Annotated in this window: 23 protein-coding genes; 11 read left to right on the top strand and 12 right to left on the bottom strand. The window is 63.6% G+C overall.

Annotation, left to right across the window (positions count from 1 at the left end; translation table 11 throughout):
* The first annotated feature begins 110 nt into the window (after nt 1-110).
* From HP556_RS07340 to HP556_RS07365, 6 genes are all read left to right on the top strand, one after another.
* Nucleotides 111-1097, top strand: a complete 987-nt coding sequence (locus HP556_RS07340) for an alpha/beta fold hydrolase (protein WP_175366464.1) — start codon at nt 111-113, stop codon at nt 1095-1097.
* 4 nt (nt 1098-1101) lie between these two features.
* A complete protein-coding gene (locus HP556_RS07345) occupies nt 1102-1653 on the top strand; it encodes a hypothetical protein (RefSeq protein ID WP_244558180.1) in 552 nt (183 codons plus the stop codon).
* A 1-nt stretch (nt 1654) separates the two neighbouring features.
* Nucleotides 1655-1957, top strand: coding sequence for a winged helix-turn-helix domain-containing protein (locus HP556_RS07350; RefSeq protein ID WP_089261883.1), 303 nt, complete (start codon nt 1655-1657; stop codon nt 1955-1957).
* Between the two features lie 154 nt (nt 1958-2111).
* Nucleotides 2112-2468: a DUF6622 family protein gene (locus HP556_RS07355; RefSeq protein ID WP_210269110.1), complete on the top strand. Its 357-nt coding sequence runs from the start codon at nt 2112-2114 to the stop codon at nt 2466-2468.
* A 103-nt stretch (nt 2469-2571) separates the two neighbouring features.
* Complete coding sequence (purD, locus tag HP556_RS07360; protein WP_175366466.1) at nt 2572-3855, top strand: phosphoribosylamine--glycine ligase; 1284 nt, start codon at nt 2572-2574, stop codon at nt 3853-3855.
* A 68-nt stretch (nt 3856-3923) separates the two neighbouring features.
* Nucleotides 3924-4178, top strand: coding sequence for a DUF6894 family protein (locus HP556_RS07365; RefSeq protein WP_120288571.1), 255 nt, complete (start codon nt 3924-3926; stop codon nt 4176-4178).
* Here HP556_RS07365 and HP556_RS07370 read toward each other — a convergent pair.
* Nucleotides 4149-4595: a nucleoside deaminase gene (locus HP556_RS07370; protein ID WP_170849744.1), complete on the bottom strand. Its 447-nt coding sequence runs from the start codon at nt 4593-4595 to the stop codon at nt 4149-4151. The genes HP556_RS07365 and HP556_RS07370 overlap by 30 nt on opposite strands.
* A 160-nt stretch (nt 4596-4755) precedes the next feature.
* Between HP556_RS07370 and HP556_RS07375 the strand changes: the two genes are divergently transcribed.
* From HP556_RS07375 to HP556_RS07385, 3 genes are all read left to right on the top strand, one after another.
* Nucleotides 4756-7050, top strand: coding sequence for a pseudouridine synthase (locus tag HP556_RS07375; protein ID WP_175366467.1), 2295 nt, complete (start codon nt 4756-4758; stop codon nt 7048-7050).
* A 209-nt stretch (nt 7051-7259) separates the two neighbouring features.
* On the top strand, nt 7260-7814 hold the full coding sequence (gene rsmD, locus HP556_RS07380; RefSeq protein WP_175366468.1) for a 16S rRNA (guanine(966)-N(2))-methyltransferase RsmD: 555 nt from the start codon (nt 7260-7262) through the stop codon (nt 7812-7814).
* Between the two features lie 23 nt (nt 7815-7837).
* Nucleotides 7838-8227 (top strand): VOC family protein, encoded by a 390-nt coding sequence (locus tag HP556_RS07385; RefSeq protein ID WP_089261869.1) that lies wholly within the window; start codon nt 7838-7840, stop codon nt 8225-8227.
* Nucleotides 8228-8338: 111 nt separating this feature from the next.
* Here HP556_RS07385 and mutL read toward each other — a convergent pair whose 3' ends face one another.
* The 3 genes from mutL to arfB form a co-directional block, all read right to left on the bottom strand.
* Entirely contained in the window at nt 8339-10159 is a 1821-nt protein-coding gene (mutL, locus tag HP556_RS07390; protein WP_175366469.1) for a DNA mismatch repair endonuclease MutL, read from the bottom strand.
* A 104-nt stretch (nt 10160-10263) separates the two neighbouring features.
* Nucleotides 10264-10659, bottom strand: a complete 396-nt coding sequence (locus HP556_RS07395) for a VOC family protein (protein WP_175366470.1) — start codon at nt 10657-10659, stop codon at nt 10264-10266.
* 48 nt (nt 10660-10707) lie between these two features.
* Nucleotides 10708-11124 carry an alternative ribosome rescue aminoacyl-tRNA hydrolase ArfB gene (arfB, locus tag HP556_RS07400; protein WP_175366481.1) on the bottom strand — a complete coding sequence of 139 codons (417 nt, stop codon included), beginning with the start codon at nt 11122-11124 and terminating at the stop codon, nt 10708-10710.
* A gap of 177 nt (nt 11125-11301) precedes the next feature.
* Between arfB and HP556_RS07405 the strand changes: the two genes are divergently transcribed.
* Nucleotides 11302-11964 carry an ROK family protein gene (locus HP556_RS07405; protein WP_338117543.1) on the top strand — a complete coding sequence of 221 codons (663 nt, stop codon included), beginning with the start codon at nt 11302-11304 and terminating at the stop codon, nt 11962-11964.
* Here HP556_RS07405 and HP556_RS07410 read toward each other — a convergent pair.
* From HP556_RS07410 to HP556_RS07445, 8 genes are all read right to left on the bottom strand, one after another.
* A complete protein-coding gene (locus tag HP556_RS07410; protein WP_175366472.1) occupies nt 11961-12863 on the bottom strand; it encodes a 2-dehydropantoate 2-reductase in 903 nt (300 codons plus the stop codon). The two genes, HP556_RS07405 and HP556_RS07410, sit on opposite strands and share 4 nt — an antisense overlap.
* 9 nt (nt 12864-12872) lie before the next feature.
* Nucleotides 12873-14207, bottom strand: a complete 1335-nt coding sequence (locus HP556_RS07415) for a M16 family metallopeptidase (RefSeq protein ID WP_420878654.1) — start codon at nt 14205-14207, stop codon at nt 12873-12875.
* Nucleotides 14208-14236: 29 nt separating this feature from the next.
* Nucleotides 14237-15634: a M16 family metallopeptidase gene (locus tag HP556_RS07420; protein ID WP_175366473.1), complete on the bottom strand. Its 1398-nt coding sequence runs from the start codon at nt 15632-15634 to the stop codon at nt 14237-14239.
* A 129-nt stretch (nt 15635-15763) separates the two neighbouring features.
* The gene (locus HP556_RS07425; RefSeq protein WP_089263592.1) at nt 15764-16477 is read right to left on the bottom strand and encodes a hypothetical protein; all 714 of its coding nucleotides are present in this window, start codon (nt 16475-16477) and stop codon (nt 15764-15766) included.
* Nucleotides 16478-16577: 100 nt separating this feature from the next.
* Entirely contained in the window at nt 16578-17075 is a 498-nt protein-coding gene (gene lspA, locus HP556_RS07430) for a signal peptidase II (protein WP_175366474.1), read from the bottom strand.
* Complete coding sequence (ileS, locus tag HP556_RS07435) at nt 17072-20104, bottom strand: isoleucine--tRNA ligase (RefSeq protein ID WP_175366475.1); 3033 nt, start codon at nt 20102-20104, stop codon at nt 17072-17074. The genes lspA and ileS overlap by 4 nt, the downstream gene beginning before the upstream one ends.
* Nucleotides 20105-20283: 179 nt before the next feature.
* Entirely contained in the window at nt 20284-20844 is a 561-nt protein-coding gene (locus tag HP556_RS07440) for a sugar O-acetyltransferase (protein WP_175366483.1), read from the bottom strand.
* Nucleotides 20841-21812, bottom strand: a complete 972-nt coding sequence (locus tag HP556_RS07445) for a bifunctional riboflavin kinase/FAD synthetase (RefSeq protein WP_175366476.1) — start codon at nt 21810-21812, stop codon at nt 20841-20843. Before HP556_RS07445 ends, HP556_RS07440 begins: the two co-directional genes overlap by 4 nt.
* Before the next feature lie 260 nt (nt 21813-22072).
* Here HP556_RS07445 and HP556_RS07450 point away from each other — a divergent pair, with 260 nt between their 5' ends.
* Nucleotides 22073-22468: a response regulator gene (locus HP556_RS07450; RefSeq protein WP_089263591.1), complete on the top strand. Its 396-nt coding sequence runs from the start codon at nt 22073-22075 to the stop codon at nt 22466-22468.
* Nucleotides 22469-23073: the final 605 nt, after the last annotated feature.

Below are 23073 nucleotides of genomic sequence, written 5' to 3' on the forward strand. Positions count from 1 at the left end.
TTCAGGATCGTCGCAAAGTAGGGATGTCGGTTGCAAAACGCCAATCAGATATTGATTTACAGATAACTCTGTTATACAGAGTTATCTGTATTCAGAGAATGGCGGGTATTATGGCGTCGATATTGATCTTCGCGGTTCGTGGCATCATTTGGCTCCTTGCTGCAGCGGGCCTGGTCGCCCTGGTGCTGGCCGGCATGATTGCGGTGCCGGTCTCCAGGCCCAAGGCACTGGCCTCCATTGCGGACACGGCGCGCAGTGCGTATCGCGGGGACGTGCCGCCACTGCAGTATTTCCAGGCGAGAGACGGCTCGAATCTGGCCTACCGGCGCTACACGCCATCCGGACCGTCCGTGAACCGTGCCGCACTCCTCATTCATGGCTCGTCGGGATCCAGCATAGCGGTGCACGCCCTAGCGAAAGCGCTTGCCGCGCGGGGCGTCGAAAGCATCGCTCCCGACATGCGCGGCCATGGCGCGTCGGGGACCCGCGGCGATATCGCTTATCTCGGGCAGCTCGACGATGATCTCGCAGATCTCGTCGGCCACTTGCGCGGGCAGGGGCTGGCGTCGCCACTGACGCTCGCAGGGCATTCGTCGGGCGGCGGGTTTGCGCTGCGCGTGGCGGGGTCCGTCAATCAGGGGCTTTTCGCACGCACCGTTCTGCTGTCACCCTATCTCGGCCTGAAGTCGCCATCCACACGCGAGAACGCAGGTGGATGGGCCAGTCCGAATGTGCCGCGCATCATCGCGCTCAGCCTACTGCAATCGTTCGGCGTGACATGCTGTTCGCAGCTCCCGGTGGTTGCCTTTGCCGTGCAACCAGGGTCGACACGCATTCTGACGTCCGAATATTCATTTCGGCTGCTGCAGAATTTCGGCACGCATCGCGACTACCGCCTGGATCTCGATCCGGCGAATGGGCCCATATCGGTCATCGCCGGGCGCAATGACGAGCTGATGTTCGCCGACAAATATCGCGAGGCGATGCAGTCGAAAGCCAATATCGACGTGCGCGTCCTCGACGACGTAAATCACATGGACGTCGTCAGCACGGCAAGTTTCGTCGCCGTCGTTGCCGACGATCTCGCAACGAGGTGACACCGTGATCAACAGCCAGGAAGCCAGTGCTGTGTTGATGGAGATCGAGAGCCTCAGTCGGCTGGTCCGGCAGTCGGTGTTCTATCGGCACGCCAGCACGATGCTCATTCTATGGGGCGTTGCGACTTTTATCGGTTATCTGCTCTCGTTCTTCGCGCCTGCTGCGGCCCCCGTCATCTGGGCGGTCGTCATTGTCGCGGGTGTCATCTGCGCGATCATCATCGGGGCCCTCAACAAGAAGCGCGAAGGCGTCAGCACCTTCGATGCCCGCGCAACGGCAGCGTTTATCGCGTTCGTGGCTTTTGGCTGTCTGTGGAGCATCGTTTTCGGGAACATGGCGCCGCGGCAGATAGGCGCGTTCTGGACGACTTACTTCATGTTGCCTTACGTGATGACAGGGTTCTGGTTCGGCCGCGTCTTTGTCGTGATCGGCATGAGCGTGATCGCGCTGACGCTGCTCGGTTACTTCCTGGCCGGACCGTGGTTCACGCTCTGGATGGCTGTCGTCAATGGCGGCGGCCTGTTGCTCGGTGGCCTCTGGATGCGGCGCAGCTGACATGGCCGAACTCGACGACATCATCCATCAGCCTCTGCGGCTCAAGATCATGGCAGCGCTGAACGCTCTGCATCCGGCACAGGGGCTGGATTTCCCGCGATTGAAGAAACTGACCGGCGCCACCGATGGCAATCTCGGCGCTCATATCGAGACACTGGCGAAAGCCGGTTATGTCAGCGTCGAAAAGGCCTTTGTCGGCAAGAAGCCGCAGACGACGGTGACGGCCACCGCGACCGGGCGTGGCGCCTTCGCGCGGCACGTCGCCACCTTGCGTGAGATCATCGCAACTGCGGAAGGCAAGTAGAGCAAAGCCTGGGAGATTGTCATGGACATCGCGTGGCGCATTCTGACCAACACGCCGATCTGGGTGTTCGCGTTGCTCGCACTGCTGATCTGGCTCGGAAGCCTGTCGCTCGGGGCGCGAAAGACGCCGCTGCGCCGTTTGCTGATCGTTCCTGATGGGGTTGTCGCGGCTGATCTTTGCCGGCGGCCAATTGCATCTGATCGGGGCATGGCTGGCAGCGGCAATCGTGATGGCGGCCGTCGCTCTGTGGATCGGTCCCGGCGAGACGACGGTCGATCGGCAGGACGGCACCATTCTGCGCCCCGGGAGTTGGCTGCCCCTGATCCGCAACCTGTCGGTCTTCCTCCTGCAATATGCCGTGGCGGTCGCAACCGCGATGAAGCTGGGTTCGGGTGCTGCCGTCCCGCTGATCGGCCAATTGGTGTCCGGGGCGTGCGCCGGCTATTTCCTTGGCTGGACGGTGGGCTTGATCCGCCGCTATCGCGCGGAAACACATGTCGCCGTCGCTTGACGGGTTGGCCGCCTGGCCGGTTGATTACTCAGACCACTGATTGCTGTGCCGACGCGCCGTGCTAAACGATGGGCGTGTTTGATTGCAATTGGTCTGGCTGGTTATGAACATTCTCCTCATCGGTTCCGGTGGTCGCGAACACGCGCTGGCGTGGAAACTCGCCGCGTCGCCGCTGCTGACCAAGCTCTGGTGCGCGCCAGGTAATGCCGGCATCGCCAAAGAGGCGGAATGTATCGCGCTGGATGTCGCCGACCATGCCGCCGTGATTGCGTTCTGCCGGACCAACAAGGTCGATTTCGTTGTGGTTGGCCCCGAAGCGCCGCTGGCAGCGGGGATCGTCGACGATCTGGCTGCTGCCGGTATCAAGTCGTTCGGGCCGAGCAAGGCCGCCGCCCGGCTCGAAGGCTCCAAGGGCTTCACCAAGGATCTCTGCAAGGCCAACAACATTCCGACCGCGGCCTATGAGCGCTTCAGCGATGCGGACGCCGCCAAGGCCTATATCCGCGCGCAGGGTGCGCCGATCGTGATCAAGGCCGATGGTCTTGCCGCCGGCAAGGGCGTGGTCGTTGCGATGACGCTGAAGGAAGCGGAAGACGCTATCGACATGATGCTGGGCGGCGGCTTCGGCGCAGCCGGTGCGGAAGCCGTGGTCGAGGAATTCATGACCGGCGAGGAAGCCTCGTTCTTCGTGCTGTGCGACGGCGAGCATGCACTGCCGCTGGTCGCCGCGCAGGATCACAAGCGCGCCTTCGACGGCGACAAGGGGCCGAACACCGGCGGTATGGGCGCCTATTCGCCGGCACCGGTGTTCACCGATGCGATCCGCGATCGCACGATGAACGAGATCATTTATCCAACGCTGCGCGCCATGAAGGCGATGGGCAATCCCTACAAGGGCGTGTTGTTCGCCGGCCTGATGATCACGGACGAAGGCCCGAAGCTGATCGAATACAATGCGCGCTTCGGCGATCCCGAGACTCAGGTGCTGATGGTTCGGCTGATGTCGGATCTGCTGCCGGCCCTGATCGCCTCCTGCGACGGGCAACTCAAGAATTTCGACCTGCGCTGGTTTCCCGATCCCGCGCTCACCGTGGTGATGGCCGCGAAGGGGTATCCCGGCGACTACGAGAAGGGCACCCGGATTGCCGGGCTCGACCGCGCCGAGAAGATCGACGGCGTCGAGGTGTTTCACGCTGGCACCAAGGCGTCCGGCGACTGGATTCTCGCCAATGGTGGCCGCGTCCTCAACGTGACGGCATCCGCCAAGACCGTTGCTGAGGCCCAGCGCCGTGCCTATGAAGCCATCGGCCTGATCAACTGGCCCGAAGGTTTCTGCCGCCGCGATATCGGCTGGCAGGCGGTGGCGCGGGAGCGCAAGGGCAAATAACGGTATTCAGGGGTTCCTCTTGGGGAACCGAAGGTTGTATGGCGCGTTGATGGGGCTGTGAGGTACCCATGGCGCACTATTATTTCGACCTCAAGAACGGCACGACACAGCGCGACCACGCTGGTCGGGAGCTGCGCAGCGACGCCGAAGCGATTGCACAGGCTTATGTGATCGCCGACGAAGTTAGCACGCGATTGGCGACGCATGAGGACCATGAGCGCCATATTTGCGTCATTCACGAAGACGGGCACGAAGTAACCCGTATTCCCGTCGATATAGCCGCCAGCAAAGCCTCAGCGCCGCGCTTTAAAAAACTCTCGTAACAGCGTGGCGGACTGGGTTTCGCCCACGGACGGATAGACTTCCGGCGCGTGGTGGCAGGTCGGCGAAGCGAAGAAGCGCACGCCGGAATCGACCCCGCCGCCCTTGGGATCGGCTGCGCCGTAATACAGCCGCCGGATCCGGGCGAAGGAGATTGCGCCCGCGCACATGGTGCAGGGCTCCAGGGTCACATACAGGTCGCACTCGACCAGCCGCTCGCTGCCGAGCCTGGCGGCGGCCTCCCGGATCGCCAGGACTTCGGCATGGGCGGTCGGGTCGCGGTCCCGGAGGGTGCGGTTGCCGGCTGTGGCGATCACCTCGTTATTCCCGACGATGACGCAGCCGATGGGGACTTCACCGGCATTTCCGGCGCTTTCGGCCGCTTTCAGCGCCAGATCCATGAAAGAAGGTGCGGTCAACGGCTCGTTTCCTGCGCAAAACTCTGCTACGGAGTTGCATTCAGCAAAAGTGGATACTGGTTTTGCGTGAGAATGCGCCCCAATGAGCGCGCATTTTCGGCCCGCGAACCGTTTCCGCACCGCTCAACCCAATTCAGCTTCCGCTGCAGTGAGACCCTTCATGCCCCGCGACAACGACAAAAACAACGGCCCCTCGCGCCGCCGGCCACCCGGTGGCAAAGGCGGCGCCGGCAAGGGCCGCTCCGGCGCCGCACGTGGACCCGACAAGAAATTCGCCAAACGCGATGGCACATACACCCCGAAGCCGCCCGGTGCTGGCGGCGGTGAGAAGCGATCTTTCGGTGGCAAGCCTTCTGGCGGCAAGTCTTTTGGCGCCAAGCCCTACGCCGGCAAACGCGATGACGACCGCGCGCCGCGCCGCGATCGTGACGATGCGCGTCCGGCTCGCTTCAACCGCGACGACCGTCCCGCGCGCAGCGGCGGTGGTGATCGCCCCGATCGCGGTCCGCGCAAGGATTTCGGCGACCGCGAGAAGCGCCCGTATGCGCCGCGCGCCGGTGGTGGCGACAAACGTCCCTACAGCCCACGCGGAGAGGCACCGCGCGGCGACCGTCCGAATTTCAACAGGGATGATCGCGCCCCGCGTGGCGACCGCGGCGATGCGCGTCCGGCCGGACGTTTTTCCGACAAGAAGTTCGGCGAGCGGAAGCCCTACGCGCCGCGCGACGGTGGCGGTGAGAAACGCCCCTACACGCCGCGCGGCGAAGGCTTTCGCGGCGGCGATGGTGATCGTCCGCGTCCGCGCTTTGATCGCCCGCAAGGCGATCGCAACGATCGCCCACAGCGTGATCGCAGTGATCGTCCGCAGGGCGATCGTCCGTTCAGTCCGCGCCCGTCGCGTGATGGCGATCGCCCGCGCGGCGACCGGCCCTTCAGCGCCGAGAAGAAGTTTGGCGGCGACAAGAAATTCTCCCGTGGTGCGCCGGATCGCGGTGGCCCGCGCAAGAGCTTTGGCGATCGTCCCGATCGCGGTGATCGTGGCGGGCGTGATTTCGAGCGCGGCCCTGATCGCAGCGAGCAGAAGCCTTGGCAGAAGCGCGAAGGCGGGGCGGATGATCGCGGCAGCCGCAGCGCGCGTCCGCCGCGCGATGGCGCGCGCAATTTCGACCGGCCGAAATTCGACCGGCCCAAATTCGAGCGTCCGCGCGATGATCGCCCGGAGCGCAGCGACAGCGAGCGTCCGCGTTTCTCGCGTCCGCGTGAGGACCGTCCAAGCTTCGATCGTCCGCGCGAGCCGCGTGGCCGCACCGACTGGCAGGAGCATGGTCGCAGCGAGGCTCGCGACGGCGACGAGCGTCCGCGTCGCGAGAATGAGGACGACAGCAGGATTTTCGCCAAGCGTCCTGCATTCGGCGGCCGTGGTGAATATCGCGAGCGCGATCCGGAAGCGCGCCGCCCGGCGCGCGTTCCCGCGGCCAAGAAGGCCGGCGAGCGTATCGCCAAGGTCGTGTCGCGCGCGGGCCTGTGCTCGCGCCGCGATGCCGAGGAATGGGTCACGCAGGGCCGTGTTGCCGTCAATGGCCGCGTGATCAATTCGCCGGCGCTGGACGTCAGCACCAACGACGTGATCACCGTCGACGGCAAGCCGTTGCCGGCGCCGGAGCGCACGCGCCTGTTCCTGTATCACAAGCCGCGCGGCCTGATGACGACCCACGCCGATCCCGAGGGACGGCCGACGGTGTTCGATCATCTGCCAGAGGGCCTGCCGCGCCTGATCTCCATCGGCCGACTCGATTTCAACACTGAAGGCTTGCTGTTGCTGACCAATGACGGTGGCCTCGCGCGGACGCTCGAACTGCCGGAGACCGGCTGGTTGCGGCGCTATCGCGTTCGTGCCCATGGCGAAGTCACGCAGGCACAGCTCAACGAGCTTAAGAACGGCGTCGAGGTCGACGGCGTCAAATATGGCTCGATCGATGCGACGCTGGAGCGCGACAAGAGCGCCAATGTCTGGATCGTGTTCGCGATCCGTGAAGGCAAGAACCGCGAAGTACGCAACGTGCTCGCGCATCTCGGCCTTGAGGTGAACCGCCTGATTCGCATTTCCTACGGCCCGTTCCAGCTCGGCGAAATCGAGGAAGGCGAGGTCGATGAAGTGAAGACCCGCGTGCTGCGCGAGCAGCTTGGTGAGAAGATCGCGGATGCCTCGGGCGCCGATTTCGGTCGCCAGCTGCCGAGCAAGGGTGATGTGTCGCTCGACCCGGTGATCGTCAAGAAGCCGGTTCTGAAGCGTTCCACGGTGGAAGACCGCAAGGGCCGTCGCATTCTGGTGCAGCGCGCCGGCTCGGAAGAGTCGCGTGCCCGCAACGAGGACGCAGCCACCTTCGGCGGTCCCCCGAAGAAGCCGAAGCGCGGCTATCACGGCAAGCGCGATCTGAAGCCGCGGGACGCGTAAGAGAAGTCAAAGAGAAATACGATGTACATCGCGACGGCAGTTGTGCTCCCTCCCCCCTTGCGGGGGAGGGTCGGGGAGGGGGGTAACCCGGAGCTCCGGCGTTTGTGGCTCACCCCCCTCCCGGCGCCTCGCGCCACCCTCCCCCGCAAGGGGGGAGGGGACCACGCTACACCTGCGGTGGCTTTGCCACTTTTCAAACGAGGCATCTGATGCGTGTCGTCGGTGGCCGGCTGAAGGGCCGCAACATCGCGTCGCCCACGACGCAGGCGATCCGTCCCACGGCGGATCGACTGCGCGAGGCACTGTTCAACATCCTGATCCACGCTTACGAGAGTCCGATCGAGGACGCGCGCGTGCTCGATCTGTTTGCCGGCACCGGTGCGCTCGGCATCGAGGCCGTATCGCGCGGCGCCAAGTTCACGCTGTTCGTCGATAACGGTTCCGAGGCGCGCGCGCTGCTCCGCAATAATGTCGAGGCGCTCGGTCTCGGCGGCGTGACCAAAGTGTATCGCCGCGACGCCGCCGATCTCGGTCCCGCCCATCCGGTCGAGCCGTTCTCACTGGTGTTCCTCGATCCGCCCTATCGCATGAAGCTTGCCGAAAAGGCGCTGGCCTCGCTGCGCGATGGTGGCTGGCTGACGCCGGGCGCTTTGCTGGTGGTGGAAGAAGCCAAGGATGCGGCTTTCGCAGCGCCCGACGGGTTCGAAGAACTCGAGCGCCGCGCCTATGACGATACCGAGTTTACGTTTCTGCGATCTGTGTAAGAAGACGTCAAAAGGAGCCGCCGATGTCTGCAATCGAATACACCTGGGATCACGTCCATATCCGCACGCCGGACACCGAAGCGACCGCGCAGTGGTTTGCCGATATGCTCGGCGCCGAGATCCTGCGTGCCCCTGGCCGCATCGATATCAGGCTTGGCGGCGGCATGATCTTCCTCGCCCCCGTGACGCCGGAGATGGGCGTCAACCCGCCGCCGGTCACGCCCTATCAGGGCCTCGATCATTTCGGCCTGAAGGTGAAGGACATCGATGCCGTGGCCGCTTCGCTGAAGGCCAAGGGCGTCGAGTTCACCAAGGAGCCCCATACGCTGAAGCCCGGCCTGCGCATCTGCTTCATCCGCGCGCCGCAGGGCGTGTCGATCGAGCTGCTCGAGCGCGACCCGAAATATACGTGAGTCGAGCACCAGCCCGTCCACGTCATTGCGAGGAGCGAAGCGACGCGGCAATCCAGTCTTCGCTTGCGGCTCTGGATTGCTTCGCTGCGCTCGCAATGACGGCTGAGGGGTCTATCGTCGCCCGAACAGCTTCTCGATATCGCTGAGCTTCAGCTCGACATAAGTCGGCCGGCCGTGATTGCACTGGCCGGAATTCGGCGTGTCTTCCATCTCGCGCAGCAGCGCGTTCATCTCCTCGGGCCGCAGCCGCCGGCCTGAGCGTACCGAGCCGTGGCAGGCCATGGTCGCCGCCACATGCAGCAGGCGGCGTTCCAGCGGCAGCGCTTCGTCCCATTCCGCCATGTGTTCGGCGAGATCGCGCAGCAGCGATGCCGCATTGGTCTTGCCGAGCAGCGATGGCGTCTCGCGCACGGCGATGGCGCCGGGGCCGAAACTGTCGATGGCGAGGCCGTAGCTTGCGAGTTCTTCGGCGCGGTCGAACAGTTTCTCCACGATGGCCTCGTCGAGCTCGACAATCTCGGGGATCAGCAGGATCTGCCGCTGCACGCCATTGGCGGCCAGCGATGCCTTCAATCGCTCATAGACGATACGTTCATGGGCGGCGTGCTGATCGACCACGATCATGCCGTCGCGCGTCTGCGCGATGATGTAGTTCTCGTGTACCTGCGCACGCGCGGCACCGAGCGGCCGGTCGATCAGGTCGGTCTGCGGTGCCTCTTCGAAACGCACATCGGCGGATGGCGTGCCGACATCGAAGGCCGCCTGGCCGGGTTCGGCGAGCGCAGCCGAATCATCGAATGCCGGCATGGCACCGACCGGAAAAGCAGGCGAGCGCTTCCAGTCCCAGTTCGCATTCGGGCGCGGCGCGAAATTGGGTGCGAAGTTGGGGCGGAACGAGTCCAGCACGGCGCCGTCGCTATTGGCCGCGGTGCGGCGTCCCTCACGGGCGAGGCCTTCCTTCAGCGCATGCACGATCAGCCCGCGCACCAGCCCGGCATTGCGGAAACGCACTTCGGTCTTGGCCGGATGCACATTGGCATCGACCTCCGTTGGGTCGAGCGTGACGAACAGCGCGACGACCGGATGGCGGTCGCGGGGCAGATAATCGGAATAGGCCGCGCGCACCGCACCAATGATGAGCTTGTCGCGAACCGGACGGCCATTGACGAACAGATACTGTCCAAGCGCATTTGCGCGGGTCAGCGATGGCGCGGCAGCAAAACCTTCGACCACCACGCCTTCGCGCTCGCTGCGCACTTCGATAGCACTGAGACGAAACTCAGGCCCGAGAATATCGCCGAGCCGCGTCAACTGTCCGGCCGGACCGGGCAGCGCAGCCGCCCACGTCACCGGCGCGCGTTCCTCGCCGGCCATGGTGAAGGCGATATCCGGCCGCGCCATCGCAAGGCGGCGCACCACTTCGCGGATCGCTTCGGCCTCGGTACGGTCGGTCTTGAGAAATTTCAGCCGGGCAGGGGTCGCATAAAAGAGATCGGCGACCTCGACGCGGGTGCCCTGCGACAGCGCTGCGGGCGCGATCGGCGACTTCTCGCCGCCATCGACGGTGCGCGACCAGGCATGCGGCTCCGAGGCATGTCGCGTGGTGATGCTCAGCCGCGCCACCGAGCCGATGGAGGGCAGGGCTTCGCCGCGAAAACCGAGGGTGCGGATCTGCAGCAGGTCCTCGTCATCGAGCTTCGAGGTGGCGTGCCGGTCCACGGCCAGTTCCAGGTCGGCATGAGTCATACCGCCGCCGTCATCGGTGATGGCGATCTTTCGCCGTCCACCGCCATCGGTGAAAATCTCGACCCTGGAGGCGCCGGCATCGATGGCATTCTCCACCAGCTCCTTCACCACGCTGGCCGGACGCTCCACCACCTCGCCGGCGGCGATGCGGTTGACGATGGTTTCTGGCAGTTGGCGAACGGGCATGGATCTCGGGGCGTATGGATGGGTCGGGGTTATGTAGGAAACCGGGAGCGCCATTCTATGGCCCCGGGCGCCCGATGTCCCCGCCGGAGCCTGTTTTCCCCGCTTTATGCGAATCGGCCGCCTTTCTCGATGACCTCGATCTTGTAGCCATCCGGGTCGGTGGCGAAGAAAAACTGCGCCAGCGTGCGGCCCTCATGTTTGAAATCCCGCAGCGGCCCGGGGGCCAGATTCTCGCGCTCGAACCGGGCATGTTCGGCAGCGACGTCATCCACGACGACCGCGAGATGGCCGTAACCGTCACCGAGCACATAGGGCTCAGTGCGGTCGAAGTTCACCGTCAGTTCGAGCTCGAAGGGCGAGGAGGGATGGCGCAGATAGATCAGCGCAAAATCGGGAAATGCAAAGCGCTCGGCAATCTCGAGGCCAAAGGCGCGTTTGTAGAAATCCAGTGCGCGTGCTTCGTCGAGCACGCGGATCATCGAATGAACGGGTTTAGCCATCGGGAAATTCCTGGAAAAAGTGGTCTGGCTTGTTGTGTGGGGCGCCGCTCAGTCGTCGAAGCGGCAGCCGCGGCCTGCCTTGACGTCGCTGCGGCGCTTCTTGCCGTCGAGGCGGCGCATTTTCGAGCCGAGCGTTGGCTTGGTGGCCCGCCGCGGCGCCTGCCGGAAGGCGGCTTCCTGCATCAGCTCGACCAGCCGCTCGATGGCGTCGGCCTTGTTGCGCTCCTGGGTCCGGAAGCGCTGGGCGTGGATCACGATCACGCCGTCCTTGGTCATGCGCTGGCCGGCGAGGGTGCGCAGCCGGATTGCGGTATCCTCCGGCAGCGCCAGCTTGCGGCTGTCGAAGCGCAATTGCGCGGCGGTGGAGACCTTGTTGACGTTCTGCCCGCCAGGTCCGGACGCACGGACGAAGACGATATCGATATCGTCCTCATCGATGACAATGGAGCGGGTGATCCGGAGCAGCATTCTGTCTCCGTAGCACAGGATACCGCGTTTTGCTTGGTGCCCCCGTGCGCTTGATCGCAGATCGCAAAGATATGCCCGGGACATAGCGGCAATGCTGGAACTGGCGCCCTGCCGAGGCTTATCGTTGCACCATCAGTCAATCCGGACGTCTCATGACCAAGACCCCCCCGCAATATTCTCACCATCGATATCGGCGGTACCCATGTGAAGGTGATGACCAGCCGTGAAGGGATCAAACGCGAATTCGAATCCGGTCCGGACCTGTCCGCGAAGGAAATGGTGCGCAAGGTCAAGGCGCTGACCAAAGACTGGCGCTATGACGTCGTCTCAGCCGGCTATCCCGGCCCGGTGGCCGGCAATCGTCCGCTCAAGGAGCCACACAATCTCGGCACGGGCTGGAAGGGTTTCGATTTCGAACGGGCATTCCGCAAGCCCACGAAGCTTGTGAACGACGCCATGATGCAAGCGGTCGGCAGCTATGATGGCCGCCGGATGCTGTTTCTCGGCCTCGGCACAGGACTGGGTGCGGCCATGATCATCGATGGTCTGTCCGAGCCGATGGAGCTCGGTCATCTGCCCTATCGTCACAAGACATTCGAGGATTATGTCGGCGCAGCCGGCCTGAAGCGGCTGGGCAAGAAGAAGTGGCGGCAGCGCGTGGCTGATGTCGTTGCTGATCTGACGGCTGCGCTGGAGCCCGACTATACGGTGCTCGGCGGTGGCAATGTGGAGATGCTCGACAAACTCCCGCACAAGACCCGGCGCGGCGACAACGCGAATGCGTTCAAAGGCGGCTTCCGGCTCTGGGATCCACCGAAGCCAGTGAAGCGCCGCTAGGCGCGTCGCGATCCGCTGCGCTCGACCAGCTTCACCATGACCTGCAGCGCGTGGTTCGTGGGCGTCGGGATGCCGTGCTCAGCGCCCTTGCGGACAATGAAGCCGTTGAGGAAGTCGATTTCCGACGGTTTGCCACGCGCGAGATCCTGCGATGTCGACGATTGCTGAAACGGCATGCTGGCCGCGAGGCCGAGCGTCTTCTCCAGAAGGTCGGCCGGCAGCGACACGCCGCAGGCGCGCGCCACCGCCATGCATTCCACGACGGCATCGGTCACGATGTCAGGCACGCCCTCGACCTTGAACATCTCGCCATAGGCAATCCCGGCCACCGCCGACAGCGCGTTATAGGCGCAGTTGTTGATAAGCTTGGACCACTGCACCGCGTCGATGTCGCCGGCGACGGCGGTCGGCACGCCGGCATCGGACAGCAGCTTCGCAAGCGCGTCGCTCTCGGGCGATGCGCCGATGATCAACTCGCCGCGTCCGTTGTGCTTGATGTGGCCTGGACCCGGCATCTCGGAGGCCACATAGACGGCTGCAGCGATCACCGGCTGGCTGAGGATGGCGCGCAGGCGCTCGGGATTGTCGACGCCGTTCTGCAAGCTCAGCACGATGGAATTGGCTTTGAGCACCGGCTTCAGCGCGGCCGCCGAACTGTCCGTATCGCCGGACTTCACGGCGAACAGAACGAGATCCGGCGGCGCGAGATCGGTGATCTGCGTCACCGCCTTCGCCGGAATGAAACCGTTGAACTCCGCACTCTCGAACCGAAGGCCGTGCGCATTGATGGCATCGACATGGATCTGGCGTCCGACCAATGTCACGTCATGGCCGGCGCGCAGCAGCTTGGCGCCGTAGTAGCAGCCAACCGCTCCGGCACCGATCACCGCGATCTGCACGGCGGCGCCTCAGTTGGCCTTCGGTGCCGGGGCTACCGGCGCTGCGGCCGCCTGCGGCGCGCGGCCGACGACGACGGTCAGCAGGCCATCTGCCCACAGCTTCTTCGCTGCCGCCTTGGCCTGGTCCAGCGTCACGGCATCGACCACGACATTGCGCTTCTCGATGTAATCAATCGGCAGTCTGTCGAGCTGGTATTGCAGCAGTGCGCCGGCCAGTTTCGACGAGGTGTCGAGCGCCAGCATCTGCGAACCCTTGAGATAGGATTTGGCCTCATCCAGCTCGCGCTGGGTCGGACCCTGCTCGGCCATGCGTTTCACTTCGCTGGTCACGGTATCGACCGTCTCGGTGGCGCGGTCGGCGCGAGTCGCGGTGCTGCCGATATAGATGCCGGAATGCTGCATCCACAGCAGCGAACCACTGACGGAATAGACCAGGCCCCGCTTCTCGCGCACTTCGTGATACAGCCGCGACGACAGCGTGCCGCCGCCGAGGATGTGATTGACGATATAGGCGGCCATGAAATTCGGATCGTCGCGTTTGACGCCCGGGCTGCCGAAGGTGATGACCGTCTGCGGCACGTCCAGCGTCACGGATTCCTTCTGCGGCGGCTTGGCTGCCGTGACTTCCGGGATCGGCGTCAGTGTCGCCTTGGCGGGCAGGCCACCGAAGGTCTTGTCCAGCAATGTCGCGAGCGTATCGGAATCGACGTCGCCGACCACGGCAATCTTCAGCGTGTCCTTCGCGACGATGCGTTGCTTGTAGGCCTTGATGTCATCGACATTGATGGTCGGCACGTCGGTCAGGCTGCCGTTGGACGGTCGGCTATAGGGATGGTCGCCGAATGCCACCTGCAGAAACTTGCGCGTCGCCAGCGAATTCGGGTTCGAGGTTTCGCGGCGCAGGCCGGACATGATCTGCGCGCGGATGCGCTCGACATCGGGGGCATCGAAGCGTGGCGACGTCAAAGCGAGGCGGGCGAGGTCGAACGCCTCGTCGCGATGCTCTTTCAGCATGCGCAGTGAGCCACGCAGGTAATCGCGCTGGGCGTTGAAGTTGAGCTCGATGGCGCGGCGTTCCATGCGATCGCGGAAGGTCGTGGAATCGAGATCGCCCGCGCCTTCGTCCATCAGGCTGGCCACCATGTTCGCAGTGCCGGATTTATCCTTCGGATCCTGCGCCGCACCGCCACCGAACGCATATTCCATGGCGATCAGGGGAACGGTTGCATCCTGCACGAACCAGGCTTCGATGCCGCCTGGCGTCACGAGCCGCTGCACCTTGGCTGCCGCGAAAGATGGCGTCACCGTCAGGGTGACAAGTGAGAAGGCGGTGGCGACGGCAATGCCGAGGCGGCCGGCGTTGAAGATGATGCTCACGACCGCTTCTCCTCGCGCTTCGGCGCAGATGTATCCTTGATCAGATAGCCGGTGACCGAGCGCTTCTTGTCGAGCCAGGTCTGTGCGGCTGCGCGCACCTGCTCGGCGGTAACCGCCTTGATGCGGTCGGGCCAGCTACGGATGTCCTCGACGCTGAGGCCCGTGGTGAGTGCCGCGCCGTACCAGCGTGCCAGCGAGGCCTGGCTGTCCTGCGCATAGGTGGCTTCGGCGACGAGCTGCGTCTTGACGCGTTCGAGGTCGGCAGCCGGCACCGGGTTGGTTGCGAGGTCGGCAATTACGGCGTCGATGGTCTTTTCGATATCGGCGAATTCGGCACCCGGCTTCGGCGAGGCTGAAATCATGAACTGTGCGCTGTCGAGTGCGGTGCCCTGGTAGCTGGCACCGGCATTGATCGCGAGCTGTTTGTCGATGACGAGGGCGCGGTAGAGATATGAGTTCGCGCCGCCGCCGATCAACTGGCCGAGCACATCGAGTGCCTGGCTCTCGCCGGCCGCAGCGGTGGTGGCTGACGGCACCAGATAATAGCGGCGCAGGCTTGTCTGTTCGACACGCGGATCGGCGAGCGTCACCGTGCGCGGCGCGGCGGGCGTTGGCTCCTGTGGGCGCATGCGGCGTTCGGGGATCGCCGGCTGCGCCGGGACCACGCCATAGGTGCGCTCCACCATCGGGCGGATCTCCTGCGGGTCGACATCGCCCGCGATGATCAGCGTCGCATTGTTGGGGGCGTAGAAGCGCTTGTAGAAGGCGAGCGCGTCCTCGCGGTCCAGCTTCTCGATCTCCTGATGCCAGCCAATGATCGGGCGGCCATAGGGATGGTTGAGATAGAGCGCGGCCATGATCTGCTCGGACAATCTTGCATCCGGGCTGTTGGCGACGCGCATGTTGTATTCTTCCAGCACGACGTCGCGCTCGGGCAGCACGTTCTCGTCTTTCAGCACGAGGCCCGTCATGCGATCGGCCTCGAATTCCATCATCTTGCCGAGCTGGTCCTTGCTGATGCGCTGGTAGTAGCCGGTATAGTCGGTCGAGGTGAAAGCGTTCTCCTCACCGCCGACGCGCTGCACGGTCTGCGAGAACTCACCGACCGGATGTTTCGCGGTGCCCTTGAACATCAGATGTTCGAGGAAATGCGCCAAGCCTGACTTGCCCGGCGTCTCGTCGGCCGAGCCGACCTTATACCAGATCATCTGCGTCACGACGGGCGTGCGGTGATCCTCGATCACCACGACCTGCATGCCGTTATCGAGCTTGAACGTGGTTGGCGGTTTCGCCGTCACCGTCTGTGCGCGGGCGCCCGATATGGCGAGGGCGGGAGCCAGCAGCAAAGCGACGACTGCGACGGATCGTGCGGCAAGTCGGAATGAAGAGGTCATGGCGGGGCTAATAGCTCCAAAGCATGGGGAAAGGCGTGACCAAGCCATCGCGCGGGACAAATCCGCGCGTGCAGGCTGATCGCAGTGAAAGGACGTCTTTGGAATGGCGGCGCAAAGGGAGCGCTGCGATCAGAACTTACCCGTCATCGGGTTGATGTTGTAATCGTTCTTCATGGTTTCCTTCGGCCCGGTGCCATAGGCATAGCCCGAGGCAGGCGTCTGGTAACCGGCCGGCGGCTGGGTCAGCGACTCGCGTGTCGGCTCGCCCTTGAATTCGGCGGTCTCACCCTTGTTGCTGCCGAACATGTTCTTGAACAGGCCACCCTCATAGCCGAGCTGCTTCGGGCTCAGCACGATGTTCTTGTTCGGATCGCCTGGTGAGGAATTGTCCACGGCGGACGAGGCGCCACGTGCGCGCTTCGGCGCCATCTCGCGCGGGGTCAACGGACGCGCGGCTTCCAGCACTTCTTCCGGACGTCCGGTCTTGGCGTTGGCGGCGGCTGCGCGGCGCTGCTGTACATCCGGATCCTTCGGCCAGTTGGCGACAGGCGCGGGGCCCTTGGCATCCGGTGGCGGCAGGTCGATCTTCGGCGGGACCACCAGCGGCGAGCGCTCACGGTAGTCGATCCCGGTGTTTTCCATATTGGTGCCGCCGAGACCGGTCATGATCTGCTTGATGACCTTCTGCTCGAACGGCTGGTCTTCTTCCTCGGCATCCTGGGCACGTGCGGCGCCTGCGGACATCACGAGACCAACGCTGAGGGCAACGGCGGTGAGGCGCAGGGCGCGCATCCAGGCGCCCGATGAAGTGTGCAGAGCCCAACCGGTTTCGGTCTCGCGCATCGTGTTCATCCTGTTCAAATATCTGGCGGATCGGCAAGAATCCGAAGAATCCTGGTGCGGTTCCGTTGGTATCGCCCTTGGCCTTGCGTATCGGCTGGGATCAGGGCGCTTTTGCGGCGGGTACCGTGAAGAAAGAGTCATACAGCAGGGCCGCTACACCGGCAACAATGGCGACATCGGCAAGGTTAAACACGTACCAGTTGTAGGTCTTGCCGGATATTTCGACGTGCAGCAGGGCGAAATCGACCACGGCGCCATAGGCGAACCGGTCGATGGCATTGCCGATCGCGCCCCCGATGATCAGTCCCAGCCCGATCGTGGCCAGTCTGGTCTCGGATTTCGCCATCCAGATGGCCAGCGCCACCACCGCGATGGCTTTGATAGCCACCAGCACGACCTGACCGGTGGGGCCGGAATCGGAGAACCAGCCGTAGCTGATGCCGGTATTCCAGGCCAGGACGAGATCGAAGAACGGCGTGATCCTGACCAGGCCACGATGGCCGAGATCGAAGGCATAGAGCAGCCACAGCTTCGACGCCTGATCGAGGATCAGGACGACGATGGCTGCGATCAGCCCGGAGCGGACGGCTGGTTTCAAACAGCCACTCCCAGCGCCTTCCACTCCCGCAGCGCCTGCGCATCGCGCGGGGTGACGTCGGGATAGTCCTTGTCTTCGCCCACCGTCGGCAGGATCTTCCACGACCGCGCACATTTGGTGCCGACGGCCTTTTCGACCACCACGGCCACGCCGGGCACGTCGTTCAGCGTGAAGGCGCCTGCCGGCGCTTCGGCATTGGTCAGCATCGCATTCGAGGTGATGCAGATCTCTGCAAGATCGACGTCGGCCAGAATGGCGAAGATCGCCTTGTCGGTGACGTGGATCAGCGGCGAGGCTTCCAGCGACGAGCCGATGTTTTTGGCAGCACGCTCGACTTCCAGTGCGCCGGTGACGACGCGGCGGACGTTGCGGATGGTCTCCCACTTCGCGGCGAGCGCCTCGTTACGCCATGCCGGCAGCGTCTTCTGGAACGGTTCGAGGTGCACCGATACGGCCGCGCTGCCATAGCGCGACAGCCACGCTTCCTCGGCGGTGAAGCTCAGAATGGGCGCGAACCAGGTCACGATCGAGCGGAACAGATAGTCGATCACGGTCAGTGACGCCTTGCGTGTCACCGACGACGGCGCGTCGCAATACAGCGTGTCCTTGCGGATGTCGAAGTAGAAGGCCGACAATTCGGTGTTCATGAAGGCGGCGAGCGTGGCCACCACCGTCTTGTAGTCGAAATCGACATAGGCCTGCCGCACCACCGCATCGACTTCCGAGAGACGATGCAGCATCAGCCGCTCGAGCTCCGGCATATCGTCGGCCTTGATGCGATCCTCGTCGCGGAAATGCGCGAGGCTGCCGAGCATCCAGCGCACGCTGTTGCGCAGCTTGCGATAGGTCTCGATGGTGTTCTTGATGATCTCTGCGCCGATACGCTGGTCGTCGGCATAATCGGTGGCGCAGACCCACAAGCGCAGGATGTCGGCGCCGGAGTCCTTGATGATCTTCTGCGGCTCGATGGTGTTGCCGATCGATTTCGACATCTTGCGACCGTTTTCGTCGAGCGTGAAGCCGTGGGTCAGCACGACGTCGAACGGCGCGCGACCGCGGGTGCCGCTGCTCTCCAGCAGTGACGACTGGAACCAGCCGCGGTGCTGGTCGGAACCTTCCAGATACATGACGGTGTCCGCGCCGCCCTCTACCTTGCGCTTGATGCCGGCAAGGCCGGGGAAGTGCACGGGGTCCTCGAGCACGAAGGCGTGTGTGGAGCCTGAGTCGAACCAGACGTCGCAGATGTCGTCGACCTTCTTCCACTCTTCGTTGGCAAGCGAGCCAAGGAAATGCTCGCGCGCGCCTTCGGCATACCAGGCGTCGGCGCCTTCCTTCTCGAACGCGTCGGCAATGCGCTTGTTGACGGCCTCGTCCTGCAGGATCTCTGCGGAGCCGTCGCCTTTCTCGCGCACGAACACCGCGATCGGCACGCCCCAGGCGCGCTGGCGCGAGATCACCCAGTCGGGCTTGGTGTTGATCATGCCGTTGATGCGGTTCTGGCCGGTGGCCGGCACCCATTGCGTGACCTTGATGGCTTCGAGGGCACGGTGACGCAGCGTGTCACCGGGCTTCGCCTTGCCGTCGTTCGCCATAGCTCCCGGCTTGCCGGGAGCGTTCACTTCCAAAATGTCCTTGTCCATCGCGATGAACCATTGCGGCGTGTTGCGATAGATGACCGGCTTCTTGGAGCGCCAGGAATGCGGATATTGATGTTTCAGGCGCGCACGCGCCACCAGCATGCCGCGCTCGACCAGCGCCTTGATGACGGCCTCGTTGGCGTCGCCCTTCTCGCCCTTGTCGTTGATTACGCGCGTGCCGGCGAAGCCCGGCGCCTGTTCGGTCAGCGCACCGTTCTCATCAACCGTGTAGGGGATCGTGGTAGCGATGCCACGCTCGGTGAGCTGGCGGCCATTCGACGTCCAGATATCGAAGTCGTCGCGGCCGTGGCTTGGCGCGGTATGCACGAAGCCGGTGCCGGCATCGTCGGTGACGTGGTCGCCGTCGAGCAGCGGCACGATGAAGTCATAGCCGCCGGCGAGACCCTTGAGCGGATGACGGCATTCCAGATCCTCGAGGATGTCCGAGGACAGCTCGCTGCTCTTCTTCCATGACGTGACGCGCGCCTGCTTGAACACGCTCTCGGCCAGCGCATCGGCGAGGATCAGGAGATCGCCGGTCTTCAGCCAGTTGTCCTCCGGCGCCTCGGTCACTTCATAGAGGCCATAGGCGATCTTGCTGGAGAACGAGATGGCGCGGTTGGCCGGCAGCGTCCAGGGCGTGGTGGTCCAGATCACCACAGCGGCCTTGGCAAGCCGGCCGAATTCGGCGGCGACCGGGAATTTCACCCATACCGCATCCGACGTGTAGTCCTCATACTCGACTTCGGCTTCGGCCAGCGCGGTCTTCTCGACCACGCTCCACATCACAGGCTTCGATCCGCGATACAGCGTGCCATTGGCCGCGAACTTCATCAGCTCGCGCGCGATCTGCGCCTCGGCGAAATAGTCCATGGTGGCGTAGCGGCCGGCCCAGTCGCCGATGATGCCGAGGCGCTTGAACTCCTCGCGCTGGATGTCGAGCCACTTGTTGGCATAGGCGCGGCATTCTTGGCGGAACGCGATCATCGCCGCGCCGTCCTTGAAGTTCGGCTTGGTCTTGCCCTTGGAGCGGTAGTTCTCTTCCTCGATCTTCCACTCGATCGGCAGGCCGTGACAGTCCCAGCCCGGCACGTAATTCGAGTCGAAGCCCAGCATCTGCTGGCTCTTGGTCACCACGTCCTTGAGGATCTTGTTGAGCGCATGCCCGATATGGATGTTGCCGTTCGCATAGGGCGGTCCGTCATGCAGCACGAATTTCGGCTTGCCCTTCGCAGTCTCGCGCAGCTTGCCGTAGAGGTCGATCTCGTTCCAGCGCGCCAGCATTTTCGGCTCGCTGGTCGGCAGGCCTGCGCGCATCGGAAATTCGGTCTGCGGCAAATAGAGGGTCTTGGAATAGTCGTGGGTATCAGATTTGGCGGGCTTGTCGGACATAATGGCTCTGGCTTGCTCGAATGGCGCTGAAACGCGTGAAAACGCGATGAAACTGGACGGTCCCGGTCTTGCGCCGAGCGAAGCTCAGGCGGAAGCCGGGCCGATAATGCTTATGATGGGGCGCCGTGCAGACATCCGGCACTCAATAGCAGCCGGCGAGACGATCGCAAAGGGTCGGATTAGCCCCGTTTGCCAATCACCCGGGCCGGATTGCCGGCCACGGTGGCACCGTCCGGAACGTCCCGGGTCACGACACTGCCGGCCCCGATCACGGCGCCGTCACCGATGGTGACACCGGGCACGATAATGGCACCGCCGCCGATCCAGACATCGGCGCCGATTTTGACCGGCCGGCCGAATTCCACTCCGCTGCGGCGGGTCTCGGCGTCCCGCGGATGGTCGGCAGCGTAGATCTGCACGGCCGGGCCGATTTGCGTTCGGTCGCCGATGGAGACCGCGACGATGTCCAGGATCACGCAATTGAAATTCAGGAAAACGTTGTCGCCGAGATGGATGTTGTAGCCGTAGTCGCAGAAGAACGGCGGCCGGATCACGCAGTCGGCGCCGACTCTGCCGAAATGCTCGGCAAGCAGTGTCCGTCGTTCGGCGACAGGCCGGTCCAATTGCGCGTTGTATTTCGCGAGCCAGGCCTTGTTGGCCTTCTCGTCAGCGACCAGTTCGGGGCTGCCGGGGCGATAGAGTTCGCCCGCGAGCATTTTCTGCTTTTCGGTCCTGGTCAGTCGATGTCTCCCAGTTTCGGAAACGCATCCGGCGCAGCCGCCAGCGCGGCCCGCGCTTTGGCGCTGTCGTCGTCCATCTGGCGGATCAGGGGGTCGATGCCCTCGAATTTCATTTCATCGCGGATGAAGGCAATGAAGGCGACGTCCAGTGCCTGGCCGTAAAGGTCGCCCTTGAAGTCGAACAGGAAGACTTCGAGCAAAGGCGCGCCGTTATCGAAGGTCGGGCGGCGGCCAAAGGATGCAACGCCGTCGAAGCGCTCGTTTCCGCGGCCGACCCGCACGGCGTAGATGCCGTGCTTGAGGCCGCAATTGTTATTCAAGCGGATATTGGCGGTGGGATAGCCAAGGTCGCGGCCGAGCTTCTTGCCGTGGATCACTTCGCCGGTGATGAACCACGGCCCGTTCAGCATCTCCGTGGCCTCGGTCACCTGGCCCTCGGCCAAGGCCATGCGGATGGCCGTCGAAGACACCGGGCGCTCATCGATATCGACATGCGGCTGGATGTCGACCTCGATGCCGAGGCGCGGCGCTTCGTTGGCCAGCAGGCTGGGCGAACCGACGCGGCCTTTGCCGAAATGAAAGTCGTAGCCGACGGCGATGCCGCTGATGCCGAGACGCTCAATGAGATCGTGGTGAATGAAGTCTTGCGCCGTGGTGCTGGCGCGTCCCTTGTCGAAGGTCATGACGACGGCGCCGGCCAAGCCGGTTCCTGCCAGCAGGCGTAGCTTGGCGGCTTCGTCGGAGAGCCGGAACTGCGGTGTGTTCGGGCTGAAGAAACTGCGCGGATGCGGCTCGAAGGTCACCGCCAAAGCGCTTGTTTTATGCAGTTCCGCCATGCGTAACGCAGCACCGATGACGGCGCGGTGGCCGAGATGGACGCCGTCGAAATTACCCATTGCCACGACGCATCCGCGCGGGATGGCATTGGCAGGCGTTGTGTCGCGGATCACGCTGAAAGCAGTCGTCATGATTGGATTCGTTGGTGGTTTTGGCGGGTGAGGGACCGTGGCGCGCCCACCACGTCGAAGTCAAGCGAAGGTAAAATCGGCTTTCTTCTCGAATTTGACGAATTTCGCGCCATGGGGCGGTTAACTGGAAATTTAACCCACCCTGCTAATTCTTGGCCCAAGCCGCGGACAGCAATACTCGCCAATCCCGGTTGGAACGGTTTGCCTGACGGCAAATATCATTTTTTGCATTTGCGTATCGTGCCTCAGGGGGAATGAAGATGGCGGTTGATTTGTCGATGACGGTGCTGGTGGTGGACGATTACAACACCATGATCCGCATCATTCGCAATCTTCTGAAGCAGCTTGGTTTCGAACACATCGACGATGCCAGCGATGGTTCGATGGCGCTGGAAAAGATGCGTACCAAGAAGTATGGCCTCGTGATTTCCGACTGGAACATGGAGCCGATGACGGGCTACGACCTGCTCAAGGAAGTCCGCGCCGATCCCAACCTGTCGCAGACCCCTTTCATCATGATCACGGCAGAATCCAAGACCGAGAACGTGATTGCCGCCAAGAAGGCCGGCGTGAACAACTACATCGTCAAGCCGTTCAACGCGGCGACGCTGAAGACCAAGATCGAAGCCGTGTTCCCGGACACCGTCCCGGCGTAACCGACGAACTTCTTTCGTCAGAGCTTTTGAGTTTCGCAATGCCCGGCCTCGTGCCGGGCATTTTGCGTTTCGGCTCGCCCGGTCATTCCGGGGCAGGACGGACCGCGGAGCGGGCTGGACTGAGCCCGGAATCCCGACATGTTCAGCGCAAAACAGGTCGGGATTCCGGATTCGGTCCCGTCGTCTGCGGCGCCGGTCCCGCTCCGGAATGACAGTGTGGGGCGGCAAGACAGCGCCTAAACATTTTTTCCTATACTCTGTTGACAGCATCCCCATCAGGTTTATATTCCCCTCCGTCCTGCCCCACCGAGAGGGGCGATCGCGATCGTCACGTTCGCGGGGTGGGAGGCGGTGGGCGCCGGAGATGCGGCGTTACGCGGTTCACGGGGGACGTCTGTCTTCGGGCAGGACGGGTCTGCGCCAGCACTGCCACTGGCAAGGAGACGACCGACCTTGAGATGGAAAGAGCCCTGGACAGTGTGACGGACGACCAAGTCAAAACGCGTCCGGCCAAGAGCTTGAGGCTACCCTGTCCCTCCGCCCTGGGACACTAATTTTGGTGATGGGGCCGTTCGCCAAGGCAGATGTGCAGGCAACCGAAAAAA

The sequence above is a fragment of the Tardiphaga robiniae genome (genome assembly GCF_013359755.1).
Taxonomy (GTDB): domain Bacteria; phylum Pseudomonadota; class Alphaproteobacteria; order Rhizobiales; family Xanthobacteraceae; genus Tardiphaga; species Tardiphaga robiniae.